The organism is Dendronalium sp. ChiSLP03b (genome assembly GCF_034531165.2).
Lineage (GTDB): Bacteria > Cyanobacteriota > Cyanobacteriia > Cyanobacteriales > Nostocaceae > Dendronalium > Dendronalium minutum.
Window position 1 is genome coordinate 1 of the sequence record NZ_JAVRBR020000006.1, and the last position, 24,034, is coordinate 24,034.

17 protein-coding genes and 6 pseudogenes are annotated in these 24,034 nt (G+C 41.0%); 9 read left to right on the forward strand and 14 right to left on the reverse strand.

The genetic code is table 11. From position 1 onward, the window contains the following. On the forward strand, positions 1-1,043 hold a 1,043-nt coding region (locus RMY31_RS01010; protein WP_409877047.1), incomplete at its 5' end, for a sulfatase. 150 nt (positions 1,044-1,193) lie between these two features. Here RMY31_RS01010 and RMY31_RS01015 read toward each other — a convergent pair. Continuing rightward, positions 1,194-2,277 (reverse strand): annotated as a pseudogene (locus RMY31_RS01015) (IS5 family transposase). A gap of 57 nt (positions 2,278-2,334) precedes the next feature. On the opposite strand from RMY31_RS01015, the gene RMY31_RS01020 reads away from it, so the two are divergent. After that, positions 2,335-2,721: a hypothetical protein gene (locus RMY31_RS01020; protein ID WP_322664767.1), complete on the forward strand. Its 387-nt coding sequence runs from the start codon at positions 2,335-2,337 to the stop codon at positions 2,719-2,721. A 58-nt stretch (positions 2,722-2,779) separates the two neighbouring features. Next, complete coding sequence (locus tag RMY31_RS01025; RefSeq protein WP_322664803.1) at positions 2,780-3,238, forward strand: glycosyltransferase; 459 nt, start codon at positions 2,780-2,782, stop codon at positions 3,236-3,238. An 83-nt stretch (positions 3,239-3,321) separates the two neighbouring features. Here the strand turns inward: RMY31_RS01025 and RMY31_RS01030 are convergent. From RMY31_RS01030 to RMY31_RS01050, 5 genes and pseudogenes are all read right to left on the reverse strand, one after another. Further along, positions 3,322-3,759: pseudogene (locus tag RMY31_RS01030) on the reverse strand (ATP-binding cassette domain-containing protein); the annotation flags it as partial. Between the two features lie 25 nt (positions 3,760-3,784). Next, positions 3,785-4,500, reverse strand: a pseudogene (locus RMY31_RS01035) (IS1 family transposase). A 24-nt stretch (positions 4,501-4,524) separates the two neighbouring features. Beyond that, the gene (locus RMY31_RS01040) at positions 4,525-4,848 is read right to left on the reverse strand and encodes an ABC transporter transmembrane domain-containing protein (RefSeq protein ID WP_322664769.1); all 324 of its coding nucleotides are present in this window, start codon (positions 4,846-4,848) and stop codon (positions 4,525-4,527) included. A gap of 246 nt (positions 4,849-5,094) precedes the next feature. Beyond that, positions 5,095-5,226 (reverse strand): annotated as a pseudogene (locus RMY31_RS01045) (HNH endonuclease); the annotation flags it as partial. A gap of 134 nt (positions 5,227-5,360) precedes the next feature. Further along, positions 5,361-5,932 (reverse strand): annotated as a pseudogene (locus tag RMY31_RS01050) (hypothetical protein); the annotation flags it as partial. Positions 5,933-6,247: 315 nt separating this feature from the next. On the opposite strand from RMY31_RS01050, the gene RMY31_RS01055 reads away from it, so the two are divergent. From RMY31_RS01055 to RMY31_RS01075, 5 genes and pseudogenes are all read left to right on the forward strand, one after another. Beyond that, complete coding sequence (locus RMY31_RS01055; protein ID WP_322664775.1) at positions 6,248-6,460, forward strand: hypothetical protein; 213 nt, start codon at positions 6,248-6,250, stop codon at positions 6,458-6,460. Beyond that, positions 6,460-6,873, forward strand: a pseudogene (locus tag RMY31_RS01060) (hypothetical protein); the annotation flags it as partial. The gene RMY31_RS01055 and the pseudogene RMY31_RS01060, both read left to right, overlap by 1 nt. Beyond that, a complete protein-coding gene (locus RMY31_RS01065) occupies positions 6,873-7,949 on the forward strand; it encodes a TIR domain-containing protein (protein ID WP_322664778.1) in 1,077 nt (358 codons plus the stop codon). The pseudogene RMY31_RS01060 and the gene RMY31_RS01065, both read left to right, overlap by 1 nt. 229 nt (positions 7,950-8,178) lie before the next feature. Beyond that, on the forward strand, positions 8,179-10,059 hold the full coding sequence (locus tag RMY31_RS01070) for a CHASE2 domain-containing protein (protein ID WP_322664780.1): 1,881 nt from the start codon (positions 8,179-8,181) through the stop codon (positions 10,057-10,059). 22 nt (positions 10,060-10,081) lie between these two features. Then, the gene (locus tag RMY31_RS01075; protein ID WP_322664782.1) at positions 10,082-10,978 is read left to right on the forward strand and encodes a DUF928 domain-containing protein; all 897 of its coding nucleotides are present in this window, start codon (positions 10,082-10,084) and stop codon (positions 10,976-10,978) included. A 255-nt stretch (positions 10,979-11,233) separates the two neighbouring features. Here the strand turns inward: RMY31_RS01075 and RMY31_RS01080 are convergent, their stop codons facing one another. From RMY31_RS01080 to RMY31_RS01095, 4 genes are all read right to left on the reverse strand, one after another. After that, positions 11,234-14,137: a CHAT domain-containing protein gene (locus tag RMY31_RS01080; RefSeq protein WP_322664784.1), complete on the reverse strand. Its 2,904-nt coding sequence runs from the start codon at positions 14,135-14,137 to the stop codon at positions 11,234-11,236. 51 nt (positions 14,138-14,188) lie between these two features. Then, positions 14,189-16,114 carry a ShlB/FhaC/HecB family hemolysin secretion/activation protein gene (locus RMY31_RS01085; RefSeq protein ID WP_322664786.1) on the reverse strand — a complete coding sequence of 642 codons (1,926 nt, stop codon included), beginning with the start codon at positions 16,112-16,114 and terminating at the stop codon, positions 14,189-14,191. Next, on the reverse strand, positions 16,104-20,543 hold the full coding sequence (locus RMY31_RS01090; protein ID WP_322664789.1) for a filamentous hemagglutinin N-terminal domain-containing protein: 4,440 nt from the start codon (positions 20,541-20,543) through the stop codon (positions 16,104-16,106). The genes RMY31_RS01085 and RMY31_RS01090 overlap by 11 nt, the downstream gene beginning before the upstream one ends. Positions 20,544-21,582: 1,039 nt before the next feature. Then, positions 21,583-21,921, reverse strand: a complete 339-nt coding sequence (locus tag RMY31_RS01095; protein ID WP_322664791.1) for a hypothetical protein — start codon at positions 21,919-21,921, stop codon at positions 21,583-21,585. A gap of 39 nt (positions 21,922-21,960) precedes the next feature. On the opposite strand from RMY31_RS01095, the gene RMY31_RS01100 reads away from it, so the two are divergent. Continuing rightward, positions 21,961-22,431 (forward strand): hypothetical protein, encoded by a 471-nt coding sequence (locus RMY31_RS01100; RefSeq protein ID WP_322664805.1) that lies wholly within the window; start codon positions 21,961-21,963, stop codon positions 22,429-22,431. Positions 22,432-22,522: 91 nt separating this feature from the next. On the opposite strand, the gene RMY31_RS01105 is transcribed toward RMY31_RS01100, so the two are convergent. The 4 genes from RMY31_RS01105 to RMY31_RS01120 all read right to left on the reverse strand — a co-directional run. Beyond that, positions 22,523-23,101 carry a Uma2 family endonuclease gene (locus RMY31_RS01105; protein WP_322664793.1) on the reverse strand — a complete coding sequence of 193 codons (579 nt, stop codon included), beginning with the start codon at positions 23,099-23,101 and terminating at the stop codon, positions 22,523-22,525. A gap of 48 nt (positions 23,102-23,149) precedes the next feature. Continuing rightward, a complete protein-coding gene (locus RMY31_RS01110) occupies positions 23,150-23,326 on the reverse strand; it encodes a hypothetical protein (RefSeq protein ID WP_322664795.1) in 177 nt (58 codons plus the stop codon). Continuing rightward, positions 23,298-23,681 (reverse strand): hypothetical protein, encoded by a 384-nt coding sequence (locus RMY31_RS01115; protein WP_322664797.1) that lies wholly within the window; start codon positions 23,679-23,681, stop codon positions 23,298-23,300. Before RMY31_RS01115 ends, RMY31_RS01110 begins: the two co-directional genes overlap by 29 nt. A gap of 102 nt (positions 23,682-23,783) precedes the next feature. Continuing rightward, positions 23,784-24,034: hypothetical protein (locus tag RMY31_RS01120; protein ID WP_409877048.1), on the reverse strand; the 251-nt coding region annotated here is incomplete at its 5' end.

A 24,034-nucleotide genomic window follows, 5' to 3' on the forward strand; every position in this document is an offset into this window, starting at 1 on the left:
AGCTGGTCAAGTACGGTGACAAGCCGAAAGACTACGGTACAGATGTTTATACTAGCTTTGCCGTTGATTTCATCCAACGTTCTGCCAAAGACGGCAAACCGTTTTTCGTTTATCTGGCTCCCTTCAACATTCACGGACCATTTACACCAGCACCACGCCATGAGGGCCTCTTCCCAGGTGTTAAAGCGCCCCGCCCAGACAATTTTAACGAAGCTGATGTTAGTACTAAGCCTAAATTCATGCAAGATTTGCCTCGACTCAATCAAACACAAATTGACAAAATTGATAAAACGTATCGCAAGCGCTTACGATCGCTCCAGTCAGTTGACGAGGCAATTGGCAAGTTGGTAGATACGCTCAAGGCAAATGGGCAACTTGACAATACTTACATCATTTTCACCTCCGATAACGGTTTCAAACAGGGTATTCACCGGGCAAGTACAGGCAAACTAAGTGCCTACGAGGAAGATATTCGCTTGAATCTGCTAGTGCGTGGACCGGGAATTCCAGCTGGCAAAAAACTGCCCCAGCAAGTGGGTAATATCGACTTTTTCCCAACCTTTACCGATATGGCTGGAGTTGAACCACCCGCTTTTGTTGATGGACGCTCGGTCTTACCCTTGTTAAAGCGTACGACGCCAAATCTGCCTAAGTGGCGCTCTGCATTTTTGATAGAACACAAACAAGATCAAAAGCGAGATGCTGCACTTGAGAATCAGACAAAGCTTCTTCAGGAGCAGTCAGAGCTTGAGGATCAGTTAGAGCTTGAGGATCTGTCAGAGCTTCAATTGCTCCAAGAAGGAGGCCAGGTACCGAAGCTCCCTACTTACCAGGCGATCCGGACACAAGATTACACCTATGTGGAATATAAAACTGGGGCGAAGGAACTGTACAACATCAAAAAAGACCCATATCAGTTGAACAACCTGGCTTCTACAGCCGATCCAACTCTACTCAAACAGCTTGCTGACCGACTGAGTAAACTGCGTACTTGTCAAGCCGATTCCTGTCGGGCAATTGAGGAGGAGCCGTTCACTCCCTAAGAAGGTTCTGCCAGGATACTTACCACGTATCCTGGTAAATCAGACACAGCAACAGCAAATATCCAAAGCCAGCGATGGAATTTAGGGTTTTTGGTGGCTTTGTTGCATGAAACAGAAAAAAGACACACCTTTTCTCAATAGAGTGGTGAATTAATCTTCCACTTGGTAGCTATCTGGTCTACCCAATTGGATCATGCGATTAAGCGCAGCACCGCAGCAGAAATAATTCGACAGCTTGGTTATCAAAAAAGCGTCGTCTTAACTTACCCCCAAAAATAGTTTTAAGTCGAAACATTGCTGTCTCGGATAATGAACGTCGATGATATCCACTTTCTTGTTTCCATTGTTTAGCTCCAACTTGGCGCACTCTACGGATATTTTCTTCACGTGCATGAGGTAGTGCTGCCTTAGAGCTACCATGTTGTTGAATTTTGGCATTACTACGAGGCGGAATTGCAGCTTTTGCTGCTCGCTTGGTAATGGTGTCATAACAGTCAAATGTGTCATAACCACCATCCCCTGAAACTTGTTCAATTTCCCGATCAATCTGCTCTAATAAGTCCGGTAAAATCTCGCAATCAGCCATATCATTAGTAGTTACCACAGCCGCCAAAATCTCTCCGGTTCCTTCATCCACTCCCAGATGTAACTTCCGCCACGTTCGTCGTTTACCTACCCCATGTGTGCGAACTTTCCACTCTCCCTCACCGTATACTTTCACCCCAGTTGAATCCACTACAACATGGATAGCGTCGTTCTTTGGAATTACAGGCAGTGTCACTGACAACTTGCTCAGACGACGGCATAGGGTAGAGTGATCCGCAGGGCAAACGCATCTAAAGTATAAGAATCCTTTAATGGCAAGGGTTTGGGCGTTTTATAATTGAGTCTCTTTTTTCATCAATATCCTTGTCCCGCAAGGGTTTCAGGTTTTACGTGCGTTTGCCCTGGAGTGATCCGGCACTGCTAGCTCAATCCCCATGAGTATGAACAACGACTCCAAAAAACCCTCTGCTTGCCGTCCCGGCAGATGAAATACCGATTGAATCGTTCCCATTGTAGCGATCGCCACGTCACTGTAATAATTCGAGGCTCCCTTCTTTCCCGTTTTCTGTTCATTACGCCATTGCTCAATTACCTCTTCATTTACCCAGAAGGTGATACTGCCTCGTTGCTTTAATGCTGCATCATAAGCGTTCCAATTCTTAACTTTGTACTGGGCTTTCGTCTTCATCGTTGGGCTACGTGGGAGAACATAGGCTATATGTAAAATTTACCATTTTCCCTATTCATGCAACAACGCCTCAAGCAACTAGAAAAACGTTTATCTAAGCAGTTGATTAAAGCCCAAACCGAACTTAAACAGTTATCTCAACAGCAGTTTGCTTGTGAAAAAGATGCCCAACTTGCTGCTGAACGCATGAATTGTAAGTTGCCTTTACATCAGCTAGTTGATATCAAAGTAGTTGAGATTTTGCAGCACAAAGGACGTGGTAGACCGCGCAAGAATGCTGTTATAGAAAAGCACTATCAACTTTGTGCAACACTTGCACCCAAACAAACTGCTATAGATGTTGAAGTCCAAAGAGCCGGTAGGTTCCTCCTAGCAACCAATGTTCTTGATGCCTCTGAGTTAAGTGATGATGATGTGTTAATTGAGTATCGGGACTTAAACTGATAGTTATGCTACTAAAAATGAAAAAACACCCGCTGATGTTGAAAAGGCAAAGCATCTAATTCAGCAAAACTCTGACTGGATTAACTATTTTACACGTCTGCCCAATCAGGAGGTTCTTGAGTTAATGAAAAAGTCTCATATTGGTTTATTACCAACCTATGCTGATACTTATGGCTATTCTGTTTTAGAATTTCAAGCAGCAGGATGCCCTGTGATTACAACTAATATTAGAGCTTTAACAGAAATCAACGATAATAATGTAGGATGGATAATAGAAATTCCTAAAAGTAGTTTAGGAGAAGCAATTAACACGACAAAAGAAGGTAAATTCGTCATTAGTAAATCGATCAGTGAGGGAATTGAGCGAGCAGTACATGAGATATTTAGCGATCGCAAAGTAATTCTAGAGAAATCAAACAGATCAATCTCTAGAATTATCGAGCATCATTCCATTGAAGACTATGCTTCTAGACTTAAAAACATTTACCTTGAAGCAATCCGAGCAGACAAAATATAACTTTGAAATGCTGTAGTGAGCGCTGTTGGAATAATGTACCGTCCGCGATCGCAGTAATAGAAAAGGGATAAGTCCTAATACAGTTATACCATCTGCCGAGCCATCAACTGAGCAAACAATCCTTTGGTAGTTGCTAATTCTTGAAAAGTTCCTTGTTGCACAACTCGGCCTGCTTGAAGTACATAAATGCGGTGAGCGTTGCGGATAGTACTAAGCCGATGAGCAATAATGATTCTAGTGACTTGCAATTTATCCAAGCTTTGAGTAACTATGGCTTGGGTTTTGTTATCGAGCGCACTAGTAGCTTCATCAAATAGTAAAATTTTTGGTTTGAGTGCTAAAGCTCGTGCAATCAATAGCCGTTGTCGTTGTCCACCGGAAAGATTACTCCCACCTTCACTGATGACTGTGTGCATTCCCATTGGCATGGCAGCAATATCATCAGCTAAACCTGCCATTCTAGCCGCTTCCCAAGCTTGGTCAATCGTCAGTGCTGCACCACTAGTAATGTTATTAAAAATAGGGCGTTGCTGAAACTGTAATGAACTAAGCAGGTAGAGGAACTGTCTGAAATTTCAAGTAGTGGAGCAGCAAACGAAGCGAACATTTTAACATCTCGACAGACTTTGAGTAGCACAAGGTCTTGCGGTGTAAGCGTGCTAGGTAATGCCGAAGACGGGTGTTCTCGGACTCCACGCGAGTCATATAGGTCTTGCTTACAATCTGGTCACCTTCACAGATGAACATCGGGTAAACCTTCCATCATCGGTAACGTAAAAGAAGCACTGCCAGCATTTTACAATTGACCACAAACCTTGGAATGTTTCTGCACTGCGTAGACGCTTTGCGGCTTGTCGCAGACATCGCCTATTACCCATGCTAGAATTCCCGCTTGCTGGTGATTAACTGCTGTCCAAATCCATAACTTGTTGCGTTTGCTCCCGACAAAAGTTTGCAGTTCATCTAGGTCACTCACCTCTGGAATGTCTTGAGACTCTGGAGCATCACGCAGTTGATGTCCAGCTTCCCTAATCCAATGCATCACAGTTGTATGGTGGATCTCGGTGACTCGTTCGATACCTCGCAGCCCCATACCGTTGAGGTACATCTTGATGCACAATTGCTTGACCTCATCACAGTAGCGCCAAGGACGATAGAATTCCAGAAATTGACGATTGCACTGCTTGCACTTGTAGCACTGTCTTCCAAGGGCATTGCCCGTTTTTAGCCGTTTTAGTTGAGTGACATTGAGGACATTTCATCCCTCTATTATGTCAAATTAAGCATTACTCTTTCAGCAACGCCGCGATCGCAATTAAAGTCAGTAATACGTCGTATTGCAGCATTACTATTACATATATAAATATAGAAGCTATGGCGATCGCACTAGTAGCTAATTTTCCGGAGAGCAAGTTTGCTATATTATCGTTGAGTTGTATACGACCACTAATTTCTCCTGCAAATCGCTGATCGTAAAAACTGATGCTTAGGCGTAAAATATGCCATAGTAATTTACTGTTCATGCTGGCGGACAGCTTGACTTTTAACTGACGCAAAAACCGCAACTTTAATAGCGTTAAAAATCCATTGAGTCCGGCTGTGAAAATCATCCCTAATATTAGCGGACGCAGCGGAAATTTCCCCTGGCGCGATCGCAGGGTTTATGCTTGTTTGAATACTCATGAGTTCGTGTCTAAAAAATCACTAATTGGGGTTATAAAAGCCGCAGGTCATCTTTGAAATACCTGTCAGTTTTCTTAAGTCTATCCTTGTTAGAGTCGATGGGCGGTATTATCCGCTGCACCTCTGTGTTCAATCTGGGCGTGCGACTTTCACCGCACCCAGCTTTCGATGTTCTACCTTGCAGTTTTGCCCATGTGGATGTAATCGTGGCAACTTTCGTGAATAGCAAAAAGGTTTTTGGTTTTCCAGTTATTGTGGTTTCCATCGACATGATGTAGATGTACCTTTTCACCCTCCAGAAACCGAGTCTGGTCAGTGTGGACAGATAGGGAGTCATACCTGAGTCTGGCAGATGGGACTTCCACCCATATCAGACCGAGAGTTCAACTCTTAGTGGCAGTAATCTGCTGCCAAGTTGGTGGAGTTATTTACGGGCTGGTTACCGTGATTCCTCCACAACGAATCGCACCCAATGCTCCCAAGCCACTACCACTTCATCTCCTAAGTCCTCTATTACCTCACCCTTCTGCACATACAAGGCACTGTAGGGATCAGCATGGGCAACAATAGAACCAAGCCCAATAATCAATTCGCAATTCGTAAGTCGCTGCTTTTCGCAATTATGAGAAACCGTCTGTTCCCTAATTTTGGAGAATTCGGCTTTCTCTAGGGCGGCGATTAACTCTGTCTCTTGCGGTGTCAATTCTGCCCAGTAGTCTTGTTTGATTACCTCGTACTCTTTTGCCACAGCTAAATAGTCCCACCAGCTACACCCAGGCTTGGATAACACAGCCCGAATATCGCTAACCGCCTGTGGAAGTAGCTGCAATTGTTCGGCTCGATATGCGATCGCCTGCGGTGTTGGCTCACTGCCCAGAATCAGAGCCGCAGCTTGGAGTGCTTGAGTGTTGTTCATTGCACTGGCCAGATTACCTAAAGCTATGCCCATCAGTCGTAGGCATTCGGTGGCGTTTTCCTTGGGTGGCTCCGCGCCAGCGATCGCAAGTCAATTTTTCAATAGGTATTGCAGATATCAGTCTTTTACTGCAAAACTGATGTAATACGTGATTTTACAGTAATTAAAATTCTTGCAGAGTAAATAATCTGTAAACATATATTTCTCTTTTTAGAAGGTAAATCCGAGCTAGAAATTGCTTGTAAACGCTGAAAACAAGATTTAATAAGGACAACCATAATATGTAATAAAGAGTTTAGATTTGCTTAAGCTTATCTACTATCGTAAATCTACTGGGATTGCTAATATCAGTCTGGAATCCTGTCGTGTACATTTGTAGCTTTGTATAGACACTACCTAGACTAACCGTTATGCACATTAGTATCCCAGACGATGTCAAAAAGCAGTTTCATGCAGCTTGCGCTTTACGTGGGTTGAAGATGAGCCAAGTTGTAGTAGACATGATTGAGCAATGGCTGAAAGCGAATGCAGTACAGCCATCTAATGAATTGCACGAAAAAAACTGCTGTAAATTAGAGTTTGGTGATAGTGTCCCTGATATGACAGTAGTTGCGACAAATTAATGCCTAAATCTGACACGCCAAAATAAAAAAAGTATCTTTCAGTCTTCTTTTTGGGATTGGTTCTGTGGAATGGGAAACTGACCCAACAAAACACAGAGTAGCTTGTTCATTGTACGTTGAACTCATGACCTGCATTGCTGCAACCACTAAAAGCAGACAACGGATTTTTGTGAAAGGCTTTAACATCCTCATACAATTTGTTTCCTGTTATGCGGTAAGTCCTTAAAGAAGGTGGGCCAGATGTGGGAGCATCTCATAATTCGGTAGGAGGGATTGCGATTGCTGTACTAAAAAACGGTTTACGTCCCTGAGTCTCCAAGCTGCATCCGCTGTTGCAGACATAAGAAGCCTAGCGACCACCGTACCAGAGTCCGAAAGAGCATGAGCCAAATTGGTTTAAGAAACCAAAATTATGGAAAACAAAACTCCAGTGAAAAAAATACTGATTTTAGCAGCGAATCCCAAAGGTACTCCATACCTGCGTTTAGATGAAGAGCTACGAGAAATTGGGGAAGGATTGCAGCGTGCCCAAAAGCGTGACCAATTTAGTCTAGAGCAAAAGTTAGCAGTCCGTCCACAGGATATACAACGTGCATTATTAGATATCAAACCACAAATTATTCATTTTTCGGGGCATGGTGCTGGAGAAGAAGGATTATTTTTTGAGGATGAGACTGGCCAGCCCAAGTTAGTAAATGGAGCCGCCCTCGCTTACTTGTTTGAACTATTTGCCAATCAGATTGAGTGTGTAGTGTTGAATGGTTGCTATTCAGAGGAACAGGCAAAGGCGATCGCTCAAGATATCAACTATGTTATTGGCATGAGAAAGGCGATCGGCGATCGGGCTGCTACTAAATTTGCAGTAGGATTTTACGATGCTTTGGGAGCAGGAGAATCCATTGAGTTTGCCTACAAACTAGGTTGTGCTGCTATCCGCCTGCAAGGAATCGAAGAACACTTGACACCAGTTTTGCTGAAAAAGCCAGAAGTAGTTAGTACAATTCCGAGCAAGCCAGAACCTGTGAATAAACCTGAGAAGCAAGCGATCAAAATCTTTTTTTCCTATGCCCACGAGGATGAAGATTTACGCAATAAACTAGCAAAACATTTGATATTAATGCAGAGGCACGGAATAATTAAAGCTTGGCATGACCACGATATTGCAGCTGGAGATGATCGGGAAAGTGAGATTGAAAAGTATCTCTATTCCGCTCAGATAATTCTACTACTGATTAGTGACGATTTTATATTTTCACAAGAGCTTTGGGAGCGTGATGTGACACGGGCAATGCAACGACATGAAGCAAAAGAAGCCCGTGTAATACCAGTTATACTTCGACCAGTAGATTGGAAGGACGCACCCTTTGGGAGATTGCAACCGTTACCAAGAAATAGACAGCCTGTAACAACCTGGAAGAATCAGGATGAGGCATTTACAGATATTGCTAAAGATATCCGCGAAGTGGTGACTAGATGGTATGAAATATAAAAATACACGTAGGCTAGCTAGTGCTTTGTAGGAGTTAAAAGACTTAAAGCATCTGGCGTTTAGCACTACCTACCTTACTGAAGATTTTTCACAAATGATTTAGGATTTCTATAGTAATAACTACTAGGGTAAATGTGACAACAATTAATGAGAGTAATGTTTTTATAAAACATTATGTTCAGCCAATTGGAAGTATATATTTTCTATATTTCATAAGAGGTATGATTGAGTGACACAAGATACTGAGGTTAACAAAACACAAAAAGCAAGATTTCCGGAAGTAGAAGTTTTCTTTTATTATTCAGACAATAAAGAAGATGAAGAACTTCGGAAAAAGCTTGCTAAACAATTAAATATTGGTAAAGATAAAATATCAGTTAATTACTATTATCCAAGCGAAGTAAGTGCAGGAACAGATAAAAAAGAAATTGAAAAACACCTGAAAACAGCTAATTTAATTATTATACTGATAAGTTCTGATCTTTTTAGTCTAGATAATTATAATTCTTATAAAGAACTTATACTAACAAGGCATACAGAAAAGCAAGTTACTGTTATCCCTGTTTTACTTCGTTCATGCACTTGGGAAATAAGTGAATTTGGAAATGTTCAACCTCTTCCTAAAAATAAGAAATTTGTTACCGAATATAAAAATACAGATAGAGTCTTAACAGAGGTTGCTAAAGGTATTATAGATGCTGTTAAAAAAATTTATGGTCTGCCAGCAGAGTATGAAGAAAACAGTCCTATTCCGCCCAAAGAAAAACCTGAAAATAAGAGCCAAATCGAAAAAATTATAATATCGCTCAAGTCTATTAAATGGGATGGTGTTCGTAATGTTTTTCTGAGCAGTATGTCGATAAGTTTTATAGTGATATTTGTGCGTTTTATTGGAGGTTTAGAGTCATCAGAACTATGGTTGTTTGATAATATGATGAAACTTAAACGACCTGAAGAGCCAGATAAAAATATATTAATTATTCAAGTAACTCCAGAAGACATACGTAACCAGGGTTCAGAACAACGGCAAGGTTCTTTAACAGATACTACCTTATTTAAAATTCTAGATAAACTACTACAAAATTCAGAAAAAATTCGACCAAAAGCGATTGGGTTTGATATTCATCGAGAATTTGAAACTAAAAATGCAGATTTATCTAAACTTTTAAAAAATAACAAAAACAATCCTATTTTTACTGTTTGTTATGTAGGTGATGAAACTCAACAGAATTCTGATGGAGTCAAACCACCTCCTGAATTTATCAACAACCGAATAGGATTTAGTGATTTTTTACCAGATAAAGATGGTATCGTTCGTCGCCATCTTCTAATAATGGATAAAAATCAGAATTCATCTTTTTGTAGATCAAATTCTGATAACAAACCAATCACAAAGGCCTTTAGTCTGGAATTAGCCAGACATTTCTTAAACCAGTCAGAACAAACACTAAATGAAATTCCTTTAGAAATTGGTAATACTCTATTCGAGTCAATTTACCGTGACTACCGGGGCGGCTACTCAATGTTTACCGATTTAAATGGATATCAAATACTATTAAATTATCGAATATCTTGTATAAATGGGGCTACTTGCTCTCCGGAAAATATTGCACCAAAAGTTACAGTTGCGGACGTTCTCAAGCCTGACTTTCTTCAAAGGTACAAAGACTTTGTAGAAGACAAAATTGTTTTAATTGGAGTGACAGATCCTACTTATGAAGCTCCTTGGACTACTCCCCTGTATTCTAAAAGTCACCGACAAATACCAGGGGTAATAATTCAAACCCAAATGATCAGCCAACTTATAAGTGCAGTTTTGGAAAAACGACCTTTGTTACAAGTGTGGTCTATTTGGTTAGAGATGTCTTGGATTTTTACTTGGTCATTAATTGGAGGAATTTTAGTTCAAACTTATCGCACAGACAAAAGGTTAACTGTGTTGAGGGTAGGGGTAATAGTTTTTTTGATTTTACCTCTTAGTTGCTATATGATGTTTATTATTCCTATAGTTTGGATACCTTGTATACCTCCTATTTTAAGTTTTATTGGTACAGGAGGAATGGTATTATTTTTAAAGTTAAGATTTTCAATACCTCAAAAGCCTTCTTAACTTTTGAAACTATCTATCATTTATGTTTAAATTTTGTTTACCCACAGCACGGTGGTTCAAAGCTATTATCAGTACGATTCTAGCGATCGCCCTTTTTATTAGCTATCCTTTACCAGTTCTAGCACAACAAGATGATAGAAACTTTATTCAAGTTTTTTTAGAGGGAGTAGAGTCTGTCTTAAAAGGGCGATCGCAGCGCAAAGAACTGAAAGCACCCAATGGTCGCCCACGAGGAGGAGCCGGTAGAGGCCGCTGTCCTGCGCTGATATCTTTAGACAATAATGAAATCCCACTGACTGCTTTTGTTCCTACAATACAAGAACCACTGTCAACATCTCAGGTAGATATTGTTTGGGGTCGGACAATCGAAGCATATCCAACCTTCTGGTTTTACATTCCTTATGTTTATCAAGACTCAGAAATTGAGTATGGAAGATTCGTCTTACTAAACCAACAACAGCAGATTGTTGCTGGGCCAATCTTTGTTAAAATCCCTGATGGTAATCAACCTAGTATTGCAAAATTCACCCTTCCAGAAACTGTCGCTGCTTTAAAAGAAGATCAAGAATACAACTGGTATTTTTCAATTCTTTGTAATCCTCTCAAGCCATCACGAAATCCAGGAGTCACGGGCTGGATTGAAAAAATTAAATTACCGATTCTACCACCAAAAAGTAGTTTGTATTATGCCAAACAAGGAATTTGGTATGATGTCGTAACACGTTTATTCCAAAATCAAAATTCAGAAATAGAGTTACAAGACCGGATTGATCTCATCAAGTATATTTTCAAAGATGTAATAGAAAAACCACAGAAAGAGGAGAAAATAAATGAAGAGGAATTAAATAAAATAGCAAATAAAATCGCAAGCTTACGTATTGAGGAACTAATTCCTGTTCCGAATCCAGAATCGCCGTAAGAAACACATTTAGAGGTTGTTTTAAAAGTGGTTAGCTGTGATTTTGGACACTTGTTGATCCCCTTTAGCTCCCCTTAAAAAGACTACTGTGTATACACAAGCCTTGGAAAGGGGGGATTAAGGGGGGTAATATCCGGGATATGAGTCCTGTGTACCTCTGCGGTTCGTAAAAAAATTGACCTTAATAAAGAGTTTTAACTCTAACCTAAGCGTATTGATTTATAACATCTTGAAGATGGGGACTTCCGCGATAGGTTAAAGCCAGTTGCCAAGTAAGATGTAAGGTGCCCAATATCTTGGATGTTCGCGGCCAGGTAAATCCTTTAATGCTTTTTGAGCTTGTTGCAAGGCTTGGGCTTTTGTTGTTACCTTGGGATCAATTAATTGCTTATAAAAAATTTTAGTAAAATCAACACTGATTTGATCGTCCAATGTCCACAACGAAGCAATTGCACTGCGAGCGCCTGCTCGAACGCCTACACCAGAAATACCTAAAGTTGCTCGCTTATCGCCAGTAGCAGTTTCACACGCACTCAACATAAGTATTTCTATAGGTTCAGGCTGCCTTTGAGCTTGCTTGCGGAATATCTCACCAACTTGATTCATTTTGATAGGCTGATCGTAAGCTAAAAGAAATGTTTTTTCAGGACTCGAACTGAACTCACCGTGTGTAGCTAAGTGGAGAACTCTAAAATCAAAAGTATTAATTTCGTTCTTGAATTTATCGATTTTGAACTCCCAATCAATCAGTTTCGTAACCGAATAGCCAGAATTAGGTATCTCTTCAATTGCTTTTATTTCTGTTTCGACATAATTCAACTTAGGATATTTTTTGGGATTTATCTCTTGTTCTTTTAGCCCTGCTGCCAAAATTTTAAGTCCTTTACCTTGGAGAGCTTTGGCTTCGGGAATCTCCAATCTGGGAGCTAGAGCCAGTGTATAGTTATCAATTAAATACTTTGGTTGTTTTTCTCGATCATTATCATCAACCACTAGTGCTGCTAATGGAATATTCCGCAAGTTAGTATCTAGAGCAAACACCAATGTTTCAATTTCTTGGTCTTTTAAATAATCCTCGGCTCCTTTAATCAGCCAGTTATATACGAGTTTGGCTTCTTTGTTAACATCTTTGAAGGTATAATCTTCTTCTAGGTCTAGTTGCAACTTATTAATAACAGCATTAAATGTATATTCTTTGACATTTATCTGCAACTTTTTGATTTGTTCTGCAACTGTAGTTTGGTCTATTGCAGTACTGTAGTGTTTTAGATTCTGTACTCTATCGTTTTTTGACTCTTCCTTTACCCGATCTGTTAACTTCAAGTTGTTAGGTAACTTAAGAATGACTTCGATTCTATCATCTAAAACAATTGGATATAAAAAAGCTGTTTTTATAGGTTGCTGATCGATAATTTGATCAATTTCTTCTAAATTAAACTCTGGACAGGCTAGACGTAAGAAGTTTTCTAACTCTACTGCTTGCAAAGAAGCTATAACTTCCCGTGCTTTCGCTAGATGTTCTTCGTCGGGATTATTATCCCATAAAAGTAAGTCAACATAATCTCGATAAACACTTTCGATATCATTTTGAAAAGCGAATTGGGCATCAGGATTACCTGCTACTAACTCTCTACGCAGTGATTGCAAAGTTAGATAAGCTTTTTGATACATTTGGCTAGCAAAATCCATATTTTGCATAGCTTCTGGCTTTAACTGTTTAGTTTGAGCCTGTATCCTTCTTGGAAGTTGAGATTTGTAAATACGACCTAACTGCCACTCCCACAGGTACTCAATGTCTGATGGTGAAGCAGCAGTAGATAAAGATTGAGCAATAATCAAAGCTTTCTGAGTATTTTCTTGAGCTAATTTCCATCCTTGACGTTTTTCATATAGCTCACCAAGATATCCATAGCCATAAGATTCTGCTTTCAAGTCGTTGATATCTCTAGCTTGTTTGATTATAGTTGCAAGCAAATTTTCTATTTGGGCATCAGGCATATTTTGAATACGAATTAGGCTTCTAGCAAAGTTTAGCTTGATAAAGAGTGCTGTATGATTAACTGGAATGTTTGCTATTTGCTGTTGAAGACTATCTATTTGCTGTAGCGGAATTCCCATGTTTGGGTTTGCTAACTGCCTAACTACCCCATAAAGGTTTACATCTGTTAATTCACTGCTTAAACTTTCAAGTAAGAGAGGTTTTTTCTCTGAGGGAAGCAGCCGCCACTCCTCACATATTATATTTTCAGAAGAATTATTATACTGTTTATCAAACTTTTGAAAAATATCTTCTTGAGTTTCTTTGTTGATTTGATTACGCCAATCTATTAAATCTAATACAATACTTAAACGATTAAGCTGTGCCTGTATTTTTACCAAACTAGGAGAATTTGACACTTGGTTTTGATAGCTGAAAGCCTGTTGGTATATACGATCGGCAATACTAGCGTATGTAAACGCACAATTCAAATTCTCCAGTTGCTGATTGCGGCTATAAAAGTCTTGCTCTCTGTTACCTAAAGTACGTACAGTGTTAGCTAAATCTAATGATATGGCTCCTGCTTGTTCAGGCAAAGATTTGTTATTGCGTTCTAATAATACTAATATTTGGTATGACCAATCAAGTTCACCCAGCCCCCGAAAAACGTTGGCTAAAAGACGTAAACCAGCAATTTTAGCAGGAGTATTTAAGAGCTTGATTAATCCTTCTGGTTTCTCTAATTTCTCACTAAACTGCTGACGCTTTTTTGGGTCTTGTATTTGTAAAGAACAGTCTTTCTCTCCATAAAGTGGTAACAAAGTATTACAAGCTCGTGGATATAGCCCCATTGCCTGTTCGGCTTGTGCTTGGTTAATTAGGTTATTAATTGCTTCATCTTCATTTTGATTTTTACGGTAGGCTATTACAGCTTTTTGCCAACAATCTATTGCTTCGTCAAAACGACCAATCTCGTAATTAGCTTTTCCTCGTAAACTGAAATCTTCTGGGCTGATAGTTGCTGTTTGTGAACAACTTAACTCTTGTGTTGTTTGCTGTTGTGTTTGTGGCTGTAAACCTGTAACTTTTGCCAAAGTCCAAACTTGGATAATAAAAGCTGAAATTAACCCCATCAGGGCTAAAAAAACTATGGAAATTGTTTTTTTACGCAACTTTAGCATAGAAATTTGATATTTTATATGAGGTGTAAATAGTGAATTCTCATTTAAAAATTAGAAGGGGTTCCATAGTACAGAAAAATATAACCCTTGTTCTTGTAAAGTTCTGTTATTAGAATCAGTGGAAACGAGGGGAATACCCCAATCAAAACGCGCGTCTAAGCGATCGCTCATCTGAAAGCGCAAACCCAAACCCGCTGATAATAGTGGATTTGGCTTCAAATCTGAACCCTCAAAGTTATTCCAACCTGTACCCACATCAATAAAAGGTACTATTTGTAACAAACCTTGGATTTCCGGAAAGGTTTTAATTGGTAAGCGAAGTTCTGCGGAACTAAAGAATCCATTGTCTGCAAGCAAAGCATCTTGACGAAAGCCTCTAACACTTGCTTGACCACCAAGACGAAATTGCTCTAGAGATACAAGTCTGCGGTCTGCTAGTTGCAAGTCTCCCCGCAGTACTAGCAAAGTATTTTTGCTCAAAAGGCGTACCCATTGAGCTTGTCCTCTCCAAGCAAAAAAGCGGCTGTCGGGTTCAGAGTTGTTGATTGTGGCTCCCAGCAAATCAAGTCCTAGACTGAACTGAGAGCGGAGTGCAAACACAGAGCGATCGCGCCGATCGGTCCATTGTTGAGAAAAGCGCAGTGCAGAAATACGAGTCCGTCCCTCATCATCGGCTCCTGGTGAAATGGGAAAAGGGCCGATATTATCAAGTCCGATAGAAGTTTGAGTTTGTTGATGGGATAAGGCTACTTCCAAGGTCAATTCTTGGCGAGGATTGCGAAACAGGGGATGGCTCAGTGCGAGTTGGTAATTTTCAGAATTAGAAGAAATATCCAGCCGATCAACAGGTTTTTCAATCACATTGTTCCAACTCTTTCCGTAGCTAAAAGTTAGGGTAGTTTCTTCAGGAGTCAGGGGTAAAGCATAGCTGAGATTCACTTCATTACTACCATCGGTGTTGGCATAAGATAAACTCACACTGTCTCCTATCCCTAACAAGTTTTCCTCTGTTAACCGAGCGCTACGTTGGAAAGTACCAACGCCAGGAGAACGGTTATTATCAAGAGCAATTTGACCGTGAAAGGTTCTAGCTTCTTCCACTCGAACTATCAGCAAGTTAGTACCAAAACGTTTACCAGCAGCTAACTCCGCCGATAAATTTTCAATTCGGGGATTGAGTTGCAGTAGTTGTAGTGCTTCTAATAACTGCTCGCGATTGATTGGCTTTTTGTTAGCCCTTGCTAGGCGGTTGCGAATATAGCTTTGATTTAATCGCCGATTACCAATGACTTGGATGCCTTCTAAAGTACCCTCTACAATCTGGATTTTCACAGCACCAGCCTGGGGTGGTGGTGGTAGTTCTTGTTCTGCTGGAATTAATGCTCCAGAGGTAATATAGCCTTTACAGATATAAAGCTGGGTAATGGCAAAACGTGCTTCCAACAACTGGGCAAATCTGAGTTCGACAGGAGGGTCACTTGCGTTTCTTGGTAGTTTCCGAGGTGGAGGTTCTCGATCTAATCGTTTTAATCGTTCACATCTCGATTTTTCATTCAATAAATTGGAAGTTTTTTCAAACACGAAGGCTTCTATTGCTTGGAGTAATCTTTCATCTTTGAATACCGAACTACCTTCAAATTGGAAGTTATTGATTAATAACTTAATCGGAACCTCTGGTGTAGGTTGCTGTGGCAGGTTGGGAGTGGGATTAGTAGGTAGTAGGTCATCTCGATCTGGAGGTGGTGAAGGAACTGTAGGGGGTTGCAAAGGTGGAGTTGATGGGGGTAAGACATCTTGGGGAGGAGGTAAATCTTGTGGTAAGTTGGGCTGTGCAAGCTGGTCAGCACTGGGAACTTGAGCCACTTGTAAAGCGCTTGCACTCGTTTGCATCAGTAGACTGATTCCTAGTGTTGCGATCGCCAGTATGAAATTGAGCTGACGCTGATTCCACGAATACCAAAAATATTTATTGTCCATTGCAACCTGCGGATGTTTGCCAAAGAGTATAAGGAGTGAGTGTAGAGGGGCGGGCGGTTAAAATAATCTCTCCCCTAGGCCCAATTTTTATGCCTTGGGCTTCTCGTGGTGCTACTGAGGTGGTAGGCGTAGCATTTTCACCGTAGTCAGCATTTGCTGCACTTCCTAAAAAGGTGTCAGTACTGAGTGCAGAACCTGGGTTAGGCGGTAATCCTCCCCGCCCAGTGAGAACAAAACTACTAGCAGCACCCTGCACGCCCACTCGACAACTTTGGGCAATCAACCTAGAAGAATCACCTAAATCTTCTGGTAACTGAATTGTCCCGCGTGTGGGGTCTACGTTCGGTGCGTTGACAACAACTGCACCGCTCAAGTCAGGATTTAATTGGGAAATTGCCGTAATGTCGTTAGTTGCTAAACCATCAGAGTCTAATTGATCTGGATTATCAGTTCTTAATCGACGCACCAAGTCATCTCGACTCAGTGCTTCCATGTTGACAACACCAAGGGCGTTGATTGTGACTTTACCACCAGAGCCTCCGAAAGCATTAGCTTTAATATCGTTATTTCTATTAAACCCGGCAATAATAAAACCATCAGGATAATCAATGAAGATGTTGCCACCATTGCCTGGTCGTAGTCTACCCGCATTAGTGGAAATCAGACTATTACGACGCAGCAATAGTAAGGTTCCGTCTTTGAGTGTTATGTCGCCACCATTTCCTCCACTAGAATCAGCAGTCAACCTTCCGCGATCATCCAAAAACACAATGGGTGAGCTTACTCTAATGTCACCTGCTCTTGGTGTAATAGTTTCGGAATTAACAAATAAGCCGCTAAAAACTTCTGAATTTGTCTCAATATTCTCAACACGGCGATTACCTAATCTGCTGCGTCGGTCAGTAAAAGTTGTATCACTTCCGCTAACAGTCATCCGCCTATCAGCATTGACCGTAATCGTACCAGCAGCACCAGGGGAGGTGGTTTCAGCGATGAGTTGTCCTCCTTTGATAGCCTCAAATCTATTGGCGTTAATTGTAATGTCGCCAGCTTTCTGATTATTAGAAGTACTTGCAAATAATACAGCACCATTTGATATGCGGAAAAGATTAGGTCTAGTGATATTGCCCACAGTGATATTGCCGCCAGCACCTGTGGAATCACGATTCGTAGAGGTAAATAAACCACTAGGTTGTCCTGTGAATTGATTGCTCCCCGAAATATTAACGGTATTGCTTGCATTGATTTGAATGAATCCTGCATTACCTTGTCCAAGAGTCTCTGCAAAAAGTTGAGCGCCATCAGTAACAGAAAGTGAACCAGTGGTGATATTTATGTTCCTTGCATTACCAACTGCATTGTCATTAACCCTCACAAAAGCAGCACTAGGAAATTGACCATTACTACTTGTACCAATGAATGAGACATTATCAGCATTGATAGTCACATTTCCTGCATTTCCCCTGCCTTCGGTGTTTGCTATAAGTTGAGCGCCACCAGTAACAGAAAGTGAACCAGTGGTGATTGTAATATCTCCACCCTGTCTTTCTTGTCCACCCTGTGTTTGAAAGTCGCCTTCTACTTTGGTGAAGACACTAGTTCCATTACGTTCTGGAGTGACATTAGAAGAATCCAAGGAAACATCACGGGCATTGATAGTTACATTGCCTGCATTACCCCGTCCCTGTGTAAGGGCTTGCAGTTGAGCGCCATTGCGAACAAAGAGTGAGCCAGTTTCGGTGTTAATGTCAATATACCCGCCTTGACCTATGCCTGTCTCTTCAACAGTGGCGAAAGCATTAGCATTATCAAAGATAACTTGATCGCGAGCATTGATAATCAAATTGCCTGCATCACCTTCTCCAGAGGTGCTTGCATCTAGCTCTGAGTTTGTAACCGTAATAGAACTGCCTTTAAGGGTGATAGTGGGAGTGTCATCAACTGGTTGAACTGTAGCATTATTTGATACTATGTTGCGAATGCTGCTATTTGTTATGTCAACAGAACCTGTAGCATCCAAAGTTATAGAACCAGGTGGTGCTGATGAGTTAGTTGTGGCAGTCAAAGTAGAATTGTCAATTTCAATTCCTCCAAGAGAATTTATCTGAATACCTTCCTTCGGAGTAGGTGGCAAATTACTTGCTATATTTCTAGTAGTATTTATGTCACTATTCCTAATAGTTACGTTGTCAGCAGTTACCTGATTTTGATCATTAATTCCTATAAAAACAAGTCCATCCACACCTTGATTATTAATTTTACTGCTGATAATCTGAATATCCTTGCCATTAATGTCAATAATTCCTGCATAATCAGAGCCAGTATTCGTAGTACTCAAGTTAGCACCATTTAAAAACACTGAGCCTTCTAATGAGTTAAGTATGATTGTATTGAAATTATTTTGATCGCCACTACTACTATTACTAGAAGCTTTAATATCGCCAGGACGAATATCGCCAGCAGCAGTAAGAGTAACATCTCCAGCTACACCATTGCTAGACTCAGAGTTTATGCTTCCTCCAATTGTTATATTGCCAGTATTACTGGTGATTTGAATATCTCCTGCATTTCCCTGACCGTTTCTATCTATAAAAGAAGTCAAACTGCCAGTAGCTATATCGCCATTAGCAGTAATAGAAATATTTCCTCCATCCCCAGAAAATACTGTGCTGTTAATGTCGCTTGTTGAGATAGAACCTATGTCACCGTTTGCTTCTAATATGACGGTTAAAGGGCCACCAAAGTCAGAGGTGATATTTCCATCGATAGTCAAATTTCCTGCTGAAGAGCGTGTAGGGTAATTCACAGATGCTTGTGGTACATCACCAACGAAATCTGGTGTCGGAATTGAAATACCGCCAGAAAAAGTATCTGTGCCTGCTCGCAGGATTAAAGCTCTACCACTTGTGAGGGTTGAAAAATCAGGCTCTCCAACATCAGAACTAGTTAAAAAAGTATCTGGCCTGTTGATTGTAATTGCACTAGTTCTAATATTGCCGCGTGACTCTATCATGAGAGACGCTCCTGTATAAGTACCAATAGTGACATCCTCATTGCTCCGGATAATCGGATCGTAAAGACTGACAAAATTGCCACCACCTCCAGCCAAATTGAGAATCGAAAAACTTCCACCACTGAAGAAGTGAGCGTCCCCAGAGATAATGCCATCACTAACCAAACTCAGATTACCAGCACTCACAAACGGTGTCTGTGAATGATTCAAAGCTAAGATGTCAATGCCTTTATTACCTTGAATTGTCAAATTTCCTCCAGCTTGCGTGACGAATCCTTTTGTCACGCTATCTCGCACTCGCACTGTATCCCCTGCTAGCAGGTTTAAATCTCCATTGGTACCGATCAGACTCTCTATCAGAGTTAAATTATCATACGCTGTGAGTGTTGCCGTCTGGGCTGTAACGTTCTTGGCTACGACATCACCATCTCCCACAGACAAGCCAGAACCCGACAACTCTACTTGTCCGTTGCTATTTACAAAAAGCCCTGGATGAAATTGTGCATTACTGCTTGTCAAGAACTCAGCCAACGCAGCTGAATTTCCAGCCTCTACAGGTAATGAAGTATCAATATTTTGCAATTGTCCTGTTGCAGTCAGATTGACAACACTACCACCAGGTACGGCTGCAACGGTAATTTGTCCTCCTGGTGCTAATAAATTCCCTGTACTGGCTACTGTACCTCCTAATAAGTTGAGGTTTTGCCCCGTACTAACTTCTAGATTCCCAGAATTCACAATTGGGCTTGGTTGCTGTTGGTTAAATTGCACGCCCAAGGGAACTGACACACTTAGCAATGGTGCAGATGTGGGATTGGTGGCGCTAAACTCTATGCCATTACCAAAATTAAAACTGTTGGCTGTACTGCCTAAAAATGATCCCGTTAAGTCTAATGAAGCATCGGGGCCAAATAGAATGCCGTTGGGGTTGAGCAAAAATAAGTTCGCGTTACCTAATACGCCGAGTTTGCCATAGATATTAGACGCATTGCTTCCAGTCACCCGACTGAAAATATTATCAACTCCAGTCGGATTATTGAAATAGGCTCCTCTTCCCTTTCCAATGTTGAACTCTTGAAAACTATGGAAGAGGTTAGTACCACGAACTGCCCCGCCATCGATGCGATCGCTCGGTGTACCCTTAATATCGATATTTGGTGTGACAACAGAACCTTCTGTGCCTAGAGTGCCATCAGGAACAATTTGAGCTATGACACTATTGCCTGAAAAAATAACTCCGCTAGTTGTAGCCAGAGTAATCAGTGTTTGCCAAAACTTGAACATATTGCTGCGATCGCTTAAATCACACCTAAACATCTTTTCTAATTGAATGTTTGGAACACTCCAAAATCCGGATAATGCCTGCAAAATACTCAATTTTTTCGTGATTTTCATGGGTGTAAATGCCATATGCATAAATTTTCTCACTACAATAATTGCGATAAAAAAGATTAATAATGTATAAATCTCTTTTCCACAGCTAATTGTTAGCTCGCAAATAAATCTAAACTAAATTTAGTATTTTTTATACTATATATTTGATATTTGAATCATTTAACAAGTTTTGCCTAATTTCTAAAATAGACTATAAATTTACACTGCTATCACGTTATTTTTTACTTAGCATTATGGTTGTTCACATGAACTTCTTCAAGAATCAAAAAACAAATGTTAATTTGCACACGAATGGACATAGCTCATTATTTATTACAATAATTGCGCTACTTTCCACTGAATCATCATATGCATACGCACCTTGGACAATTCCTTTACGGAATTGCCACGTTACTCAAAATAAATCGTGTTCAAGATACCAAAAGTTTTTACAAGGCCGACCATCCATAAATAAAAACCAATTTTTAACAGCTTATGCAATAAGAGTATGCACAAATGCTAGTTTTATGGGTTTTATTCGTAGAAATTCTCAGAACAGCGTTTAAGTGTATATTAGCAGTATCAGGAAATTTACGATAGTAGTTAGGCACAATAAAATCTAAACTCTTTAGCCTAAAGCTCGCTGCTTCTCACTCAGCTTTGATCCCAGCATTTCTCAAAGATAATTTATTTCCTATAAAATATAAATATTCGTTTACATTTTCCGCTAAGTCGATCTCTAATCTTTTTCTCTCATGGCATTTTAATTGTTAATAAAGCTCTATTATGACAAGTCTTTCATTAAAACTCGATCTCTGCAATATCTAAAAGTTTTAACAGGACTTAAACATTTTTCAGAGAAGAAAGTCTCAAAGCCAGACAAGGCAGGAGAAATGCATCAGAGACTCAAAAATGCTCCTAATCCAAATATATCAAGAAACTAGGCACAACAATGTCAACTTCTCATTTCATATACATTTGATGGTTTTTTATGACTACTTTTTGTCTAAGCCCCAATTAAGAATGACTGCTGAAATACGCAATTATCAAATTCTAAGGATTTTGGACAGATACAAAACCCTTACTCCTGCACCAGATACCGCCGCATCATCTGGGACAACTCCACCGCCTCCCCATCCGGCGTATACACAACCTCACCAGACATAGCAATCACAATCCTGTTTTTTCTCGTCCACTCAAACCAATCCTTCACAGCAGATTTAACCTGCGCGGACTCCGGTTTCCTAGCCTCCTTACAAGCAGCCACAAACACAGCCTCCAGCGACTTGACTCCTTTCCAAGTTCGTAATGCCTCTTTGAGATAAGCGATCGCCCCTGGCGTATTTTCCCAGCACCGCCTAACTGTGCGCTGAATCTCTGCATTGAGTCGAAACTGTGGGGTACAAGGGATCTCACTCAACAATTAAACTATAAGAAAGTGAGAATAACAGCTTGGCAGATGTGGTTCTGGGAAAAAGACTCAGTTGAATACGAGGTTTTCAAGCAATACGAACGGGCGTTGGTAGCCATCGGTGTAAACTTTTCGCTCGAAGAAGTCCAAAATGCTTTAGAAGGCTGCAACTATGGGTTAGAGGATGCTTTAAAAAGCACGATTGATTACGTGCTGTGGCTACAAAAAAATGAAAAGCAATTTTTTCCAAACGCAATTTTGGTGAGTGCATTACGAGAGCAATGGAAACCAAGAGCATGGCGTGATGAGTACCTGGAACTGCCAAATCTAGAATCACCAGGACAAAGGTGGTGGAATGCAGCCGCCTCAATGTGGGGGTATGATGTACGCAATCGTCTTGTTGCTGATGTGTTTTATGACAATGGCACAGAATTTATCAAATTCACCAACGGTAAGGAAATAACAGTAGAAGCAGCATGGCGTTGGGAATGGGAACGGGTGCTGAAATATGCGCTTTAGTTGAAGTGCGTTCTCTCTTAGGGTGCCGCAGGCATCGCGCTACTTATTTCCGTATTGGAAAAAACTGGTTGCACCATCAGAGGCGGTTGAGTCATTCAAATTCAGGTGGCCAAAGTTCTGCTAGAGCTAATTCCCAACCTGGAAGTAGCTCTGGTATTGTCAGTTTGTCGTTATCTCTCAAAGTGATTGGTTCTTGGTTAAGCCGATAAACTGTGACTAAGAGTTTGTCAGGGTCAATCAGAATACCCACTGTAGAGCCAAGTTCGAGGAATAGCTGAATTTTTTCTTGCAGTGGCTTGAGGCGATCGCTTTTGGATTTGACCTCAACCATCAGGTTAGGAACTAACTGCACAAAGTCACGCTGAGTTTTTTTAAGTCGTTCAGCCCGAACAAACGAAACATCAGGAGCGCGTAAGTTTCTTTTTTCCGGGTCGCCTGTATTTTCGTCAGTTTCAAGGCTGGGTAGAATAAAACCAGCGCTAGAACCAGTGACTCTGCCAAGCTTGCGCGGCATGACCCACATATTCAGAAACGTCAGCAGGCGAGAACCAATTTCGTCTGACTCATAATCGGATGGCCCCATAACGATGATGTTTCCCTCTACCAACTCCATCCGCAAATCGGGATTCTGTGACTGTAATTGTTCTAAATCTTTGATTGTCAGCGACATAAGGCATAACTCGCTCATTAGCCGATCCCTCTCTATGATAGGCGATCGCTACTCATCCCACTTCACCATCGCCCCATCTACACACGCGATACCCCACTGTGGAAACTTCGCCAGTAATTTTTTAATCACAATCTGTAAAGCTGGATCATCCTGCCAGCATTCCAGCAAGAAGTCAAAACCCACCAACGCCACAGCCTCACCCAAGGCGCGTGTACACAACTTCACCCGACATAGCAATCACAATCCTCTGCCGCCTCGCCCACTCAAACCAATCCTTCACAGCAGATTTAGCCTGCGCGGACTCCGGTTTCCTCCCCTCTTTGCAAGCCGCAACAAACACAGCTTCTGGTGATTTGACCCCAATCCTCGTCCGTAACGCCTCTTTGAGATAGGCGATCGCCCCCGGCACATTCTCCCAGTACCGCCTGATTGTACGTTGAATCTCTGCGTTTAGCCGAAATTGTGGAGTACAGAGGATTTCCCTCAGATGTTGCACCCCACATTCCGCAGGTAGATCAGGTGAGAAAATAATATTTTCGGCAAGGCGCACCAAAAAACTGGAGAATCTATTGTCGCTCATCAGTAAGATGGGCAATATGCTGAAAGTCGGAGATCGTTACCCGATGAATCGACTTAAAACATTGAAAGACCCAACGCAGAGTAGGAGTAGCAGTCGGCTTTCCTAAAGTCGATGAACATCAATGCTAACTAAACCGTTATCATTGAACGCTTTAGTAAAATCATCTCGTCCATCTCCTGTGAAGTCGCCGCTTGCCCATTGTTGTTCATTCCAAAATCCGCCCTGTCTAGTTGCCCATCTTTGAATTCCAAAACTGCTACCACTTGATGGATGAACATCAATGCTAGCTAAACCGTTATCATTGAACGCTTTAGCTAAATCATCTCGTCCATCTCCATTAAAGTCACCACTTA

What these genes read in the sequence shown, in the direction of transcription:
- RMY31_RS01090 (WP_322664789.1), bottom strand. Translation starts at nt 20,543, where the DNA reads ATGCATATGGCATTTACACCCATGAAAATCACGAAAAAATTGAGTATT.
- RMY31_RS01105 (WP_322664793.1), bottom strand. Translation starts at nt 23,101, where the DNA reads ATGTCGCTGACAATCAAAGATTTAGAACAATTACAGTCACAGAATCCC.
- RMY31_RS01115 (WP_322664797.1), bottom strand. Translation starts at nt 23,681, where the DNA reads ATGAGCGACAATAGATTCTCCAGTTTTTTGGTGCGCCTTGCCGAAAAT.
- RMY31_RS01100 (WP_322664805.1), top strand. Translation starts at nt 21,961, where the DNA reads ATGTGGTTCTGGGAAAAAGACTCAGTTGAATACGAGGTTTTCAAGCAA.
- RMY31_RS01085 (WP_322664786.1), bottom strand. Translation starts at nt 16,114, where the DNA reads ATGGACAATAAATATTTTTGGTATTCGTGGAATCAGCGTCAGCTCAAT.
- RMY31_RS01020 (WP_322664767.1), top strand. Translation starts at nt 2,335, where the DNA reads ATGCAACAACGCCTCAAGCAACTAGAAAAACGTTTATCTAAGCAGTTG.
- RMY31_RS01055 (WP_322664775.1), top strand. Translation starts at nt 6,248, where the DNA reads ATGCACATTAGTATCCCAGACGATGTCAAAAAGCAGTTTCATGCAGCT.
- RMY31_RS01065 (WP_322664778.1), top strand. Translation starts at nt 6,873, where the DNA reads ATGGAAAACAAAACTCCAGTGAAAAAAATACTGATTTTAGCAGCGAAT.
- RMY31_RS01080 (WP_322664784.1), bottom strand. Translation starts at nt 14,137, where the DNA reads ATGCTAAAGTTGCGTAAAAAAACAATTTCCATAGTTTTTTTAGCCCTG.
- RMY31_RS01075 (WP_322664782.1), top strand. Translation starts at nt 10,082, where the DNA reads ATGTTTAAATTTTGTTTACCCACAGCACGGTGGTTCAAAGCTATTATC.
- RMY31_RS01040 (WP_322664769.1), bottom strand. Translation starts at nt 4,848, where the DNA reads ATGATTTTCACAGCCGGACTCAATGGATTTTTAACGCTATTAAAGTTG.